Origin of the sequence: Eubacterium ramulus ATCC 29099, assembly GCF_000469345.1 — a bacterium.
Classification (GTDB): Bacteria; Bacillota; Clostridia; order Lachnospirales; family Lachnospiraceae; genus Eubacterium_I; species Eubacterium_I ramulus.
This window is the reverse complement of the sequence record NZ_KI271123.1, coordinates 18,666-32,904: the sequence shown is the minus strand read 5'-3', so window position 1 is coordinate 32,904 and position 14,239 is coordinate 18,666. Positions and strand designations below refer to the sequence as shown.

Sequence of the window (14,239 nt, the reverse complement as noted above, 5' to 3'; positions counted from 1 at the left end):
CTACACCTCCCGTTTGTATGCACCGAACGAGATCGCATCAGCGCAGCGCCTGACTGATTCCTTATGCTGCTTTTCGAGTACATCCAGAAATCTTGAGGTCTCAGGTTCTTCTTTCTGCATTTCTTTTGGAATCATTCCCCGTGGTTCGCAGTATTCACCAATCTTTAAAGGCCTTACCTGAAAAGGTTCCATTCCATGTGCGGTCACAGTAATGATCTCAGGTGATGATGGAGCATAAGCAATCTCAACAGTACGTCCAATCAACTGAGTTTTTGTCTCGTAACGTCGTCCTTGGAAACTAATGCACCCGCCTTTATCAACTTTACGGGATTCATGATAAAGGAATGCTTCTCCAACAACAGTACTGTCCAGAAAAACAAGTGGACGGTTGTCCCGGTTGAATTCCTGCAACGGAGAGATCCCTTCTTCAGGAACGGATACTCCAAGACTTTGATAGTATTCCCGGATTCCTTCGTGTGATCGGTTATGGTAGTATTCTTCCAGATAAATGCTCCAATAATAATTCAGTTCCTCCAGTGTGTAGATTTTTTTCGCTTTTGCCTCTGCAATGAAATCATCTACTACCTGATGGAACTTTTCTATTTTTCCCTTTGACTGACCGCTTGCTACAGGGGCATGTGCAACCCGTATAGATAGCTTTGCTAAGGACAGCTTTAACTGTTTTGCAACATACTGGGTTCCATTGTCGAAATAGCACTTATCAAATCGGCCAAACTTCAGGATTACCTTATGAAAAGTGTCTTCCACGATGGTTTCTTCCTGATTATCATAGAATTGTGAAGCCAGGATCATTCTGGAATGATCATCAATCGCAGAAGAAAGATAGGTTTGTACCATGGCTCCATTTTTCCCAATGGGAAGTTTCGGGCCATACTTGATATCTCCCTGGACTAACATCATTCGATGCGACTTGCAAAAACGTTTTGATGAGCTTCTTCTTGCATCTTGATAAATATCCATATGAGCAGAGCCGAATCCGGCCTGATATAGGTGCCGTTGTAAAGTTGGACGCTTTAATACGCCCGGAGCGACTTTTCCTTCTGATTCGAGAATAAAAATGATCTGTTCTACAGATCTGCGAGGGACCTCTCGTCTGAGTTGGATTGCTTCTTGCAGGATTTCATCGTAATTATCAGGCATCACTTCTTTTTTATACCGGACACGTTCTGCCGGTTTTAATCCTTCAAATCCTTTTTTCTGATAAGCATTGACATATCTACGTAATGTACGTTCGGATAATCCGTTCTGTTCTGCCAGTTTACTTCGCAATTCTCTTACCGCAGCCGGATCAATATTTTCATCCAATAGTGGTGAGATCATCGTATACTTCTGTAAAGCAATTTCATCACGGTTCTGCTTTCTTATTAAAGCTGTATTTTGATTCATAACTGTATGTATCTCCTTTCTGAGATCATCATACAGTCCTTTTCCCGGACAGTGAAAACAAAGTCGGTAAAACTCACGAATAGCATGGCTGTAAAGAATTCCCCGAATTATATAGGTAACGGAGAATGGTTCTCAGCCAGGCATCTGGCATGGAACTCTTTATGTGACCGAGCAATGAATTACTGAATTTTAACAGTTCCTCTTTAAAACCCAGTAATCTGTAACCAATCGATTTCATATGTCCTTCTATGTTGAATTGATTTAAAATAAACCAGTGATGCCAGCGGAGCATCGTTTTTTCGGAAGGATAAATTTCAGAATCTTCATCATCAGGATTAACGATATCATCCAAAACGCCAGAGATTGTTTCCTCATTATAGTGTTTATACGGAACCAGACAATCTGGCAGCATCCGGTGAATTCTCTTGCATTTCAGATTATTGCATCTGTGTCTCGGGATTTGAATCCATTCATGAGAACCATCTTCGTAGCGGATGATTCGTTTGCAGTAATCTCTGAAAATCAAATTTCCTATTCGACATACAGGACAAAGAAATTCATTGCTCTCTTGTAAAAATATGTTGTCCAATCCGGGTGTAATCTGTTACAATAAACATGGTTATTGACCAGGGTTCCAGAGTACGATCTTGCTAGGAGGGTGCTTTGGAACCTTTTCCTTTTTCTTGATAAGGACAGTATACTAATCAATTGGTGGACAATCAAGCAGATCTGGATTTGGACAATTTAGGAGATCATAAACAGTGTGAAAAGGGCGTAAAATAACGATAAAACAAAGGAAAAATAAAGAGGATAAAGGAGGAACACAGTGTGATTGTGCCAAGACATTATGAGGACTTAAAAATAGTGCATGAGAATACCATGCCTTATCGAGCTTATTATATGCCGTCTTCCCATGATATGGGGCCTCTGGTAGAGAATCGGTATGCTTCAGACCGGGTTACCGAGTTGAATGGGACATGGCAGTTTCAGTATTTTAAGAGCATCTATGATTTAGAGGAAAAGTTTTATGAACTGGGGTATGACTGCAGCAAGTTTACCAAGGTGGAAGTGCCGGGGGTATGGCAGAATTATGGGTATGACAGCCACCAGTATACCAATGTGAGATACCCGATTCCTTTGGACCCGCCGTATGTGCCACAGGAGAATCCATGCGGAGCCTATATCAAGAAGTTTGTATATCAGAAACCAGAAAAGGCTCCGAAAGCATATTTGAATTTTGAAGGTGTGGATTCCTGCTTTTATGTCTGGGTGAATGGAACGTATGTGGGTTATAGCCAGGTTTCCCACGCTACAAGCGAATTTGATGTGACGGATGCTTTGGCAGATGGAGAAAATACCTTAGCTGTACTGGTTCTGAAATGGTGTGATGGGACTTATCTGGAAGACCAGGATAAATTCCGCATGAGTGGGATTTTCCGGGATGTATATCTTCTGAACCGCCCGGAACAGGTGATTTATGACTACTTTACAACCACGGAACTTCGAGAAGGACAGGCAGTGCTTACGGTGAAAGCCCGCTATCAGGGACAGGCGGTGCCTGCAAAGCTGACGCTTTATGATGCAGATCATAAAGCGGTTGTCTCACAGGCATTGAATGAAGAAGCGGGTACGGAATATACTCATAAAGCGGTGATGTTGGTAAAAGAACCGAAGCTGTGGAATCCGGAACAACCATACTTATACACCCTGGTCCTGGAAACAGAAGGGGAAGTGATTACAGACCGGATTGGCATCCGGGAAATCGTTGTAAAAGATGCAGTTCTCTATGTGAATGGAACTGCCATAAAATTCAAAGGTGTGAACCGACACGATTCAGACCCGGTGACTGGCTTTGTGATTGGGCTGGAACAGATGAAAAAAGATCTGCAGATGATGAAAGAGAGTAACTTCAATGCAGTCCGTAGCAGCCATTATCCCAATGCACCTTATTTTTATCAGCTTTGTGATGAATATGGATTTTTTGTGATTGCAGAGGCAGATAATGAAAGTCATGGAACCCAGTCTCAGTATTTAAAGGATTCCAGTTGGGAAAATGTAAGCCGGAAATGGAATGAAAGAATTTCGGATAACCCGGACTTTATCCCGGCTACTATGGACCGTACAAAACTTTGTGTACACCGGGAGAAAAACCGCCCCTGTATTATCATCTGGTCTATGGGAAATGAATGCGGTTATGGATGTACTTTTGAGGAAGCATTAAAGTGGACAAAAAGTTTTGACCCTGCCAGACTGACCTGTTATGAAAGTTCTTTTTACCGGAATGATAGAAGGAAATATGATTACACCAACATTGACATTTTTAGCCGGATGTACCCTTCCCTGGAGGAAATCCAGGAGTATATGGAGGAGAAGCCGGATAAACCGTTTCTGTTGATTGAATACTGCCATGCCATGGGAAACGGGCCGGGAGATTTGGAAGACTACTTTAAAATGGTTTATAAGTATGATGTCCTCTGCGGCGGTTTTGTGTGGGAATGGTGCGACCATGCTATCTATCAGGGACAGGATGCCAATGGAAAAGAAAAATACTTCTATGGCGGGGATTTTGGGGAAGAAGTCCATGATGGGAATTTTTGCATGGATGGGCTGGTATATCCAGACCGGACACCCCATACCGGGCTTTTGGAATACCAGAATGTATACCGTCCTGCAAGAGCCGTATCTTTCTGTCAGAATACAGGGGAACTGTGTCTGGAAAACTATATGAATTATGTGGATTTGAAGGATTATCTCTACCTGACCTATGAAGTCAATTGTGACGGTAAGCTGCTGGAGAAAAAGCAGTTGGAACTTAAGGAGTCTATCCTCCCCAGAAAAAAGGGAACGGTTCAACTGAAGATATGTGTTCCGGAATGCGGAAAGTGTTACCTGAAGGTATCTTATCACTTAAAACAGGGAAATGCCCTTGTTGTTCCAGGAAGTGTGATTGGATTTGATGAAATTCTGCTAGAAAATAAAGACGAAAGAAATCAGCAGGCAGTGAAGTTGTTAGAATACAGAAAAGAAGATGCTGTGTCTATGCAGGTTTTGGAAACAGATCGGTTCCTTACGATTGAAACAGAGAAGTTCACGTATCTCTACAGTAAACTTTCCGGATTGTTTGAACAGTTATGTTTGAATGGAGAGGAACTGCTGGCTGCACCAATGGAAGTAAACATCTGGAGGGCGCCAACTGACAATGACCGGAAGATGAAGTTGGAATGGATGGCAGCAGGATATGACCGGAGCAAAACCAGAGCCTATGATACAAAATGGGAAATAAGTGGTGAAAGTGTTATCATTCACAGCACTATGTCTGTGGCGGCAGTAGCACTTCAGAAGGTTCTGGATATAGAAACTGAGTGGAAGGTACAGAGCACTGGAGAAATTTCTGTAAATATGCAGGTGAAAAAAGATATGGAATTTCCGCAGCTTCCAAGGTTTGGACTTCGGCTATTTTTAAAGGAAGAATATGAAAGCTTGAAGTTCTATGGTCTTGGTCCTCACGAAAGCTATGTGGATAAACGCAGATCCTGCAGTCATGATCTTTATGAAACGACAGTAGCAGAGCAGCATGAAGATTATCTGCGACCACAGGAAAATGGAAGTCATACAGATTGTGATTATGTGATGATGGAAACGGAAGGCCGGACTTTTGGAGCCGTATCATCCAGACCATTTACCTTTAACGTGTCTTATTATACACAGGAAGAGCTTACAGAAAAGGCACATAATTTTGAACTGGAAAAATCGGGAAGTACCATTGTCTGTCTGGATTATGCACAGAATGGCATTGGCTCCAACAGCTGCGGACCGGAACTTCGCAAGGAGTACCGGTTAGAGGAAGAAACCTTTGCATTTGATATGAAGCTTTTATTTGGGAAGGAATGGTAAGAGCACATGAATGAGAAAAAATATTTAAAATGGTACAACAAAGTAGGGTATGGATCCGGGGATATTGCAGGAAACGTGGTTTATGCGTTCCTGTCCTCCTTTGTCATGATTTATCTGACCAATACGGTAGGATTGAACCCTGGAATTATTGGAACCCTGATCGCAGTGTCGAAATTATTTGATGGGGTTACAGATGTATTCTTTGGCTCGCTGATCGATAAGACAAAGAGCAGACTGGGCAAGGCAAGACCTTGGATGCTGTATGGATATATTGGCTGTGCAGTAACACTGGTGGCTATTTTTGCTATTCCTGCAAATATGGGTGAGTTTGCCCAGTATGCCTGGTTCTTTATTGCCTATACCTTGTTAAACGCAGTTTTTTATACTGCGAATAATATTGCCTATTCTGCTTTGACAGCCCTGGTAACAAAAAACAGCAAGGAACGGGTACAGATGGGCTCCTATCGCTTTATCTTTGCTTTTTCAACCAGTCTTTTGATCCAGTCCCTGACGATTGGATTTGTGGAATGGATGGGTGGTGGAGCTGCCGGCTGGAGAATGGTTGCCATTGTTTATGCGGTAATCGGACTTGTAGTGAATACCATTTCCGTATTTTCAGTGAAGGAACTGCCGGAAGAAGAATTAAATGATGGAAAAGCATCTGGAGCAGATGAGAAATATTCCCTGATTGATGCCGGGAAGCTCTTGTTTACAAACAAGTATTATGTGATGATCTGTGCTACTTATATTTTACAACAGATTTATACCGCTATGTTAAATATGGGGATTTATTATATGACCTATATCCTGTTTAATGAAAATCTGTACGGCGTATTTTCCTGGGCGATTAATATCCCTCTGATTATTGCACTGCTGGTTACACCGTTTTTAGTGGAAAAATGGAAGGGAATGTATAAACTGAATTTGACCGGATATGTGATTGGAACGATTGGAAGAGCCCTGGTTGTAGTAGCCGGTTATCTGGGAAGTGTGCCATTAATGCTTTTGTTTACCGGTATTGCAGCCTTTGGTATGGGACCATGGCAGGGAGATATGAATGCAGTGATTGCTTCCTGTTCGGAATATACGTATCTGACAAAGAAGAAAAGAGTAGATGGAACCATGTATTCCTGTACCTCTCTTGGTATTAAACTGGGCGGTGGAATTGGAATTGCCATTACCGGCTGGCTTCTGGACCTCAGTGGTTTTGACGGAACGCTGGCGGTGCAGAGTGATTCCTGTATTCAGATGCTTCAGATTATGTATCTTTGGGTTCCGGTGGTGATTGCTCTTATTATTACTTTTATCATGTCCAAAATGAATGTAGAACGTGCCAATGAGAAACTCCTGGAGGAGCAGGCCCTTAAAGAGGAAGATGATAATTGGTACAATTAAAATAAGCAGCATAGAAATCCATAATTTTTTCTAAATAGTTAATCAGTTTTTTCATGTTGGTGTCCTCCTTTCCTGATTTCTGGCTTTATTATAGCGTATCAGGGGAGGGAGTGCGTGCCAAATGAAAAAAAGAAACAGCCAAATCTTGAAGAGAAGGGGGAAAACAGAATGCAGCCGTCTTATGAAGAAAAAACAGAAAAGTTCAGTATGATAAGGAAAAAACCGCATCACGTTCCCCCGCATCTTCACAATGCCATAGAACTGGTATATGTGACAAAAGGGGAGCTGGAGCTTGGCGTTGGATATGAACTATATCATATGGAAAAAGGGGACTTTGCAGTCGTTTTTCCGGACCTGATCCACCATTATCAGGTATTTTCAAAAGAAAGCAATGAAGTGTACCAGATTTATGCTTCTCTGGAACTTAGCGGGCCATTTATGGCTTTGCTGCAGAAAAAATGTCCGGAAAATCCAGTCATCAAAAAAGAGAATCTTCCTTATGAGATTAAAAATTCTCTGGAATGTCTGATAAGTGGAGAGAAGGTCAATGAAATCGTGGGGCAGGCTTATTTACAGATTATTTTGTATCAGTGTAACAATATGCTTCAATTTATAGAAAAAGACCGTGTGGGGAGTAATGATCTGATATATTCTGTTATGACATATCTGTTATCCCATTTTCAGGAAGAACTGACACTTGGAAGTGTGGCAGAAGCCCTTGGGATCAATAAGTTTGCCTTATCAAAAGTCTTTTCTGGTATCTTTCATACGAATTTTAATCAGTATTTGAACGAAATCCGGCTGAACTATGCCTCTTCTCTGCTGGAAAATACAGATAGAAGGATTACAGATATTTATCTGGAAGCCGGATTTGAAAGCCAGCGGACATTTAACAGGGCTTTTCAACAGAAGTATGGGCGGACACCTAGCGAATATCGGAAAACATGGTGGGGAAAGTAGAGGATTTTTTCAAAATCTCCAAATGGAAGATAGAAAAGCCTTATTTTTTGTACTACTATGAATATAAAAGTATATACCCAAAATCGAAGTAGGAGTTTTTGTTTTATAAGAATGTATTGGATGAGTATGTGAAATTATATTTTGTCAAAATATGAGATATACCTTGAAATCTTCTGTTGGAAAGTTATATGATAAAATTAATTTTGGAATAAAAAATGCTTCTTTTATGAGAACATTCAGAGCAAATAGGAATATCTAGGAAGAATATCCTAATTGATAAAACTGGAATTAGAGGATACCAGTTCTATGACGCATACTTTAATTTCAATAAATTTGAAAATTTAGTTTTTTATTTTGAAATAATTTCAGAAGTGGAATTTTGTTGCAATGTGTACTATCTATATATAAGGACATCGATTATTTTTTGGATAATTGATGTCTTTTTATATTTTTGAGAATTTTAGTGAGGAAAGAGGACGTTAGATATAAAAATATGTATTAAAGGGGGGGGAAAACTATGAACCTAGGAGAAGAGTGTGTTATGAAAAATACAGGAGGAAAGGTATCAAGAACTATCGTTAATAAGAGTCTTAATTAAAGGGAAAGGGACCACAAATGTAATAGTTAACATACAAGATAGAAAATGAATTCAAACTATATAAAACCATATATAAAGAAAAATACAGGGAGAAAATTTAATGGATATAAAATGTTTTTGAAAATGTCAGAGGAAGAAATAAAAAGATTAAAGCACCATATAGAATATTTTTTTGACTTTGAGAAGTATCCGGAAGTAAAGATTGAAAAATAGTAAATTGAACCAAAACTGGCAATAAAATACAAGAAAAAGGCTCACATAATGAACCGGATTTACTGTATTCAAACCGTTGGAAAGAGTCCACCTGCATATCAACATTTAACGGGTAGGTGCATCAGTCATTGATACTGGGATGTCTAATTATTAAATTTACTAGCTCACAAAATGCTCAGTATCGAACCCATTTTCATAATTTTTGTATATTGTCAATGATTAGTAAAGGATTATTATACATTTATTTTTCACCTTCTAAAATTTCGTGATTTGAATTTTTAAACATCTTGTAGAGAAAGAAATATAAGAAAGTCAATATTACGAGGGGTATTTATATAACAAAGCTGTATCGTGAGACAATGATTAAATATGGCATATATTTATTTCTAAAGTTTATACCACAAGAGCAACCCCAAAATTACATATATGACATATAAAAATTACATTGTGCAGTAAATAATAGAAAAATAATGTATAGTTATATATAAAAATGAGATAGGAGTGTGTGAGATGAAAAAAGAATTCCCTCAAAAGGGTTTAGATTTAGAAAGAATAAAAAAATCTTTAGAGGTTGGTAATAACTATATTTCAGAAGATGCAGTGTTTCTTGGCTATCCACAATCTACTCCACATCCATTAGGTGTTGAAATTTTAGCAAAATATATACAGTATAATGAAAATCATGTTGGGACATTTACAAATAAAAATATGCAACTTAACATGACTAGACAGTTAGAAAAAGAGCTAATTGAAATGATGGGACAGTTATATGGGGATGAAGATGTGGATGGATATGTTACCTCGGGTGGAACCGAAGGAAATATAATGGGGATTTGGATTGCACGGAATTTCTTTGAAGATAATGTGTGTTTGGTTAAAACAGACTTAACACATCAATCTGTTGATAAAGCATGTAATCTTATGAAAATATCAGAGATAATTAATATTCCATATACAGAAAAGTTTCAAATGAATATAAATTCTCTAAAAGAAAATATTTTAAAAAAGTTTAGTATTGGTATACAGAAGTTCATTATTGTATGTACGGTGGGATATACAATGACTGGAACGATAGATAATGTTGAAGAAATTAATTATTTGCTTCAAGAATTAGAAAAACAATATAATATAAAGTTTTATATTCATGTTGATGCAGCAATAGGCGGATTAGTTTTTCCATTTATATCCGATAGTGAATTTGCTTTTAAATATAAATATGTTTATTCCATATCAGTAGATCCTCATAAAATGGGATATATTCCATTTGCATCGGGCATTTTTATGTGCAGAAAGGGTATGCAAAAACATATTGAAGTACCAATAAAATATGCAAAAACAGTTATGGATAAAACCTTAATTAGTTCAAGAAGTGCAGCATCTGCGGTTGCATGTTGGGGAGTATTTAATTTCTTAGGAAAAAATGGATTTAAAAAAATTTTGCAGGACTTAATTCGATTAAAAGAATATTTAATTCAGAAATTAGAGGAAAAACAATTAGCGATGGTAATTTCAGATCCTGGAACCAATATGGTATGCATACATTTTATAAATACAAACAATGGGCTTCTACCAGAACAAATTGAAAAAAAATATGTATTGGATGGATTTTATATTAAATATCAGGAAGAAGAAATTGTATGTTACAAAATATATATTATGCCACATGTTACAAAAAAATCACTTGATAATTTTATAAAAGATTTAGAAAACACATTTTAAAGGAGAAGATAAGATGAGTAAGTCAAAATTAACTATTCCATGTCAATGGGATATAAATGTTATAAAAAAAATATTAACTTTTACAGCAAAAAAAGATATTGAGATTGTGGAAATGTACGGTGCATTATCAAATGGAAAATTACCACAAGGTAGGGAAAAATCAATTGCACATCACACAACCAGGGAAGAGGCAAGAAAAATAAAATTGTTTTTAGAATCTCAGAAAATTCAGTTTGCATATTTAATTAACACACCAATAAATATGCAAATGTATGATGAATTAGAAGAAGAATTAGAATGGATTATTAACGTTTTTAAAGCAGATTCCTTGACTATAAGTTCTTTAGAATTATTTAGATTTATTAGAAAAAAATATCCCACAGTACGCATTAATGTATCGACCATTGCTGGAATAAAAACAGTTGCGGATATTGAACCGTACATATCATTAAAGCCAAGTAAGATTATTGCACATCATGATTTGAATAGAAACTTTGTTGAATTGACTAATGTAATAACATTTTTGAAAGGCAAAAATATTGATTTCGAAATAATGTTAAATGAAAGTTGCTTAAGAAGATGTCCTTTTAGGGAACAACACTATGATGCTTTAGGGAAAGGTATAACTGATAGAAGTTTTCATATGAAATGCAATACTATTAAAATACAGAAACCTTATCAACTGTTAATGGCAAATTTTGTTAGACCAGAGGATTTGGTAATGTACGAAAATATAGGTGTTAAATTGTTTAAAATTACAGGGCGTTCTAAGCCAATTGGTTGGTTGGAAGAAGTTGTTTTTGCCTATTTGAACAGACAGTATAATGGGAATTTATTTAGATTATTAGGAACAGATCCCATACTTGAAGTGGAAAATAAGATATATATTGCGAATAGTGCATTAAATGGATTTTTAGAAACTTATCCAAAGTCAGGAAACATAAGTGAAGAAAAAAATTATTGTGAACAGTGGATAAATAAATTATACCTTAATAAAAAGTTTAGAGTGGAAAATTTGCATGTACAATCGTACTTGGATAAAAATAATTTGCGGTTTTTAATAGAAGATAGCATATATTAGGAGGAAAATATGAATATAAAAAATTTTGATTATTTTAAAGTAGGGACTGTTTTCAATCCCATTGGAGGTATAAATGGTGTAAAACCAGTAAATAAGGAGATAACAATTTTATATCCAACAAGATTAAATGCTATGGCAATTGATCCTAGTAAAATTGTGGAAAACAATAATATGAAATATACGCCCGGAGAGGTGGTTTTTTCTACTCAAATTTTTATTGAAATTACTGTGAAAATCATTGATGAGAATAAAATATATGTAAATAAGGAGATGGAAGAAAGGGAAAGTGTTGTAAAACATGCTTGTTTAATTATGAAAGAGGCTTTAGGATATACCAAAGGGTTTGAGGTTAATATTAAAAACTATCATAATTTAAAACATTGTGGATTAGGCTCAACTGGATGTATTCAAGCGGGTATAGCGGCAGCTATTAATCATATTTTCGGAAAACCAATAAGTCCTGAAACTTTAGTTAAGTACTTAGCTCAAAATTATGGAGAAGAAATCGATGGAGATATAGAGTATTTAAATCCTGTGCAGTGTATAGGAGGTTCAGCAGCATCAGGTTTAATGGAAGGAGGAGTACTGATTCTAGCAGGAGAAAACACTGTTGTTGCATCAGGCAACATTAGTGACGAATATACAGTATTGATAGGAATTCCGTTAGATTATTCATTTTGTGATTCAAAAACTCAATTTGAAGAGGAAAAAGAAAATTTAGAGAAGTTTTTCAAATGTGGAGAAAAGTATAGATTTGAGATTGCATATAATATTTTGCATTATTTTCTTCCGGCAATATGCCACCAGGATATTAAAACAATGGGAGATGTGATATGGGATTATAGATATGACAAAGGAAGTATTGCTAATTGTTCCTATACGTATCCTGAACTTCCAGCATTGATGGATAAACTTGCATTTTTGAAGAAAGATGGTTATGTAGAAATATTAGCTATATCTTCGGTTGGACCAGCTATTTTTGTAATTACAAAGAATACAGAAAAGTGTATAGCAACTTTTGAAGAGAACGGTATTAGAGTTATTTCTACAAAAATAAATAATAGCACATATAAAGTTGAGAAATTAATATAAATTGTGGAGTGTGTTATGAATTACATGGATGATTATGAAACATTGAGAAAACAAGAGGGAAGCATTGATTGTTCTTTAAGCTCTGATAAAACAGAATTATTAAAAAAGATTTGTGAAACATGTACGAATATAGAAATATTTAATTCAATCAATAAATATCCTGCTCAAATTTATGAGGAATTTAAGAGATACTTATCGCAGAAATTTGGAGGAAAAAAATTTTTTCTAGGAAGTGGATCAGAAGATATTATATGGAAGATAAATTCATTATTACTCAAGGGAAAAAAAACTGGAGTTGTAATCCCAAATTTCTATCGAATTTATGAAACATTAGTTGATCCAGTATATGTAAAAGTATCTACAGAAATAAATAATTCGATTATATCTATTGCTTCTATTGAACAGGCTTTGGTAGAAAAAAAGTTGGAAGCACTTTGGATTTCAAATCCTAATCCTATAACTGGTCAGTGTTTTAAAATGCAGGAGATAAAGAAATTGATAACAGATTTTCCAAATGTATTGTTCGTTGTAGATGAAGTTTCTATGGACACAGTGTATGATGAACACTCTTTTAGTCTTTTATTGCAAAATCAAGATTTTTTAAATTTAATTATAATAAGGTCTATGTCAAAATTTTACGGTATACCTGGTGCACGTTTAGGTTATGCGAGCATGAATGAAGAATTTTTGACGTATATGTTGTGTAATACTGCAGTTTTTCCAGTGAGTGGCTTTACAATTCTAATTGCAAAAAAGCTTATGAATGATAATTCATTTCAAGCAATGATTAAAAGTCAAATTTGCAATCATAGGTTAAAAATTCAAAGATTAATAGAGTGCTCACGGTATTTGTCTTTTTTGGCATCTGAAACTAATGTATTAGTTATTAAATGTAAGAAGATGAAAATTGATTTTTGGAAAATTCTAACAGAAAAAAATGTAATTACATTTTCAATTGGAACTGAGAAAGGTGTAGAAGATAAAAATATTGTGCGCTTTACAATTCCGAGTGATGAAATTAGATTTAAAAAACTATACGATATTCTGAAAGAAATTATTGAAAGTTATCAATTATAAAGGAGGTAGTAAAATAAAGAGTTACTTATTTATAACTGATTTAGATGATACCTTTTTAAATATGAAAGCTATGGTTTCGGATGAGATTAGAGAAAGAATAAATCATATGATACATGAAGGGTTACAGTTTTCGTTCATTACCGCAAGAGATTGGAATAGCGCATATAAAATTGTAAAGGGTATAGAAATTAATTTACCAGTAGCTGTATTTAACGGGGCTGCAGTTGTTGATTTTCAAAGTCATAAGATTTTGGAAGGAGATTATATTCCTATAGAAAGTTTTTGGGAAATTGTCAACATTGCAAATGAGCATCAGTTGAAGGTGAATTTTAATTATAAAAATAATGATAGAGTCCAAAAAGGTTCCAAAATAATACTTGAAAAAGCTAAAAAGAATAAAATTAGAGATGTATTTTCATGTTCAATAGTTAGTAATGAAAAAGAAGTTTTAAATATACATAAGAAAATATTGGAAAAGAAATTATTGGGAGTAAAAATAAATTTATATAATGATCCTAATAATAAGATGATAAAAATTCTTGATATTGTATCTCTATATTCATCTAAAGGAGTTGCAATAGAGCGAATAAAAAAAATTTGTCAATATACTGATGATACAACAGTTATTGCTTTTGGAAATGGAGAAAATGATGTAGAAATGTTAAAAGAAGCTGACATTGGAGTTGGAGTTGGAAATATACCTAATAGTTTATCTAAGTATGCAGATATATATTTAGAATATAACGGTGGCACGTCAATTTTAGAATTCTTAGAAAAATATTTCTATGAAAGGAGGGATTAAA

General features: G+C 35.6%; 10 protein-coding genes. 8 read left to right on the top strand and 2 right to left on the bottom strand.

Annotated elements, in window-relative coordinates; genetic code table 11:
• Together HMPREF0373_RS07310 and HMPREF0373_RS17765 are read right to left on the bottom strand one after the other, a co-directional pair.
• Positions 1–1,407 (bottom strand): DDE-type integrase/transposase/recombinase, encoded by a 1,407-nt coding sequence (locus tag HMPREF0373_RS07310; protein ID WP_021739040.1) that lies wholly within the window; start codon positions 1,405–1,407, stop codon positions 1–3.
• A 73-nt stretch (positions 1,408–1,480) separates the two neighbouring features.
• A complete protein-coding gene (locus HMPREF0373_RS17765) occupies positions 1,481–1,996 on the bottom strand; it encodes a DUF6431 domain-containing protein (protein WP_226851808.1) in 516 nt (171 codons plus the stop codon).
• A 239-nt stretch (positions 1,997–2,235) separates the two neighbouring features.
• Here HMPREF0373_RS17765 and HMPREF0373_RS07295 point away from each other — a divergent pair, with 239 nt between their 5' ends.
• The 8 genes from HMPREF0373_RS07295 to HMPREF0373_RS07260 all read left to right on the top strand — a co-directional run bounded on the left by HMPREF0373_RS07295 (position 2,236) and on the right by HMPREF0373_RS07260 (position 14,238).
• Entirely contained in the window at positions 2,236–5,301 is a 3,066-nt protein-coding gene (locus tag HMPREF0373_RS07295; RefSeq protein WP_044963356.1) for a glycoside hydrolase family 2 TIM barrel-domain containing protein, read from the top strand.
• A 6-nt stretch (positions 5,302–5,307) separates the two neighbouring features.
• Entirely contained in the window at positions 5,308–6,696 is a 1,389-nt protein-coding gene (locus HMPREF0373_RS07290) for an MFS transporter (protein ID WP_021739037.1), read from the top strand.
• A 114-nt stretch (positions 6,697–6,810) separates the two neighbouring features.
• Positions 6,811–7,656, top strand: a complete 846-nt coding sequence (locus tag HMPREF0373_RS07285) for an AraC family transcriptional regulator (RefSeq protein WP_021739036.1) — start codon at positions 6,811–6,813, stop codon at positions 7,654–7,656.
• Positions 7,657–8,977: 1,321 nt separating this feature from the next.
• Positions 8,978–10,186: an aminotransferase class I/II-fold pyridoxal phosphate-dependent enzyme gene (locus HMPREF0373_RS07280; RefSeq protein WP_021739034.1), complete on the top strand. Its 1,209-nt coding sequence runs from the start codon at positions 8,978–8,980 to the stop codon at positions 10,184–10,186.
• A 13-nt stretch (positions 10,187–10,199) separates the two neighbouring features.
• Positions 10,200–11,267, top strand: a complete 1,068-nt coding sequence (locus HMPREF0373_RS07275; RefSeq protein ID WP_021739033.1) for a hypothetical protein — start codon at positions 10,200–10,202, stop codon at positions 11,265–11,267.
• Positions 11,268–11,276: 9 nt separating this feature from the next.
• Positions 11,277–12,359 carry a GHMP family kinase ATP-binding protein gene (locus tag HMPREF0373_RS07270; RefSeq protein ID WP_021739032.1) on the top strand — a complete coding sequence of 361 codons (1,083 nt, stop codon included), beginning with the start codon at positions 11,277–11,279 and terminating at the stop codon, positions 12,357–12,359.
• 15 nt (positions 12,360–12,374) lie between these two features.
• A complete protein-coding gene (locus HMPREF0373_RS07265) occupies positions 12,375–13,436 on the top strand; it encodes an aminotransferase class I/II-fold pyridoxal phosphate-dependent enzyme (protein WP_021739031.1) in 1,062 nt (353 codons plus the stop codon).
• Positions 13,417–14,238 carry an HAD-IIB family hydrolase gene (locus HMPREF0373_RS07260; protein WP_021739030.1) on the top strand — a complete coding sequence of 274 codons (822 nt, stop codon included), beginning with the start codon at positions 13,417–13,419 and terminating at the stop codon, positions 14,236–14,238. Before HMPREF0373_RS07265 ends, HMPREF0373_RS07260 begins: the two co-directional genes overlap by 20 nt.
• Position 14,239 lies beyond the last annotated feature (1 nt).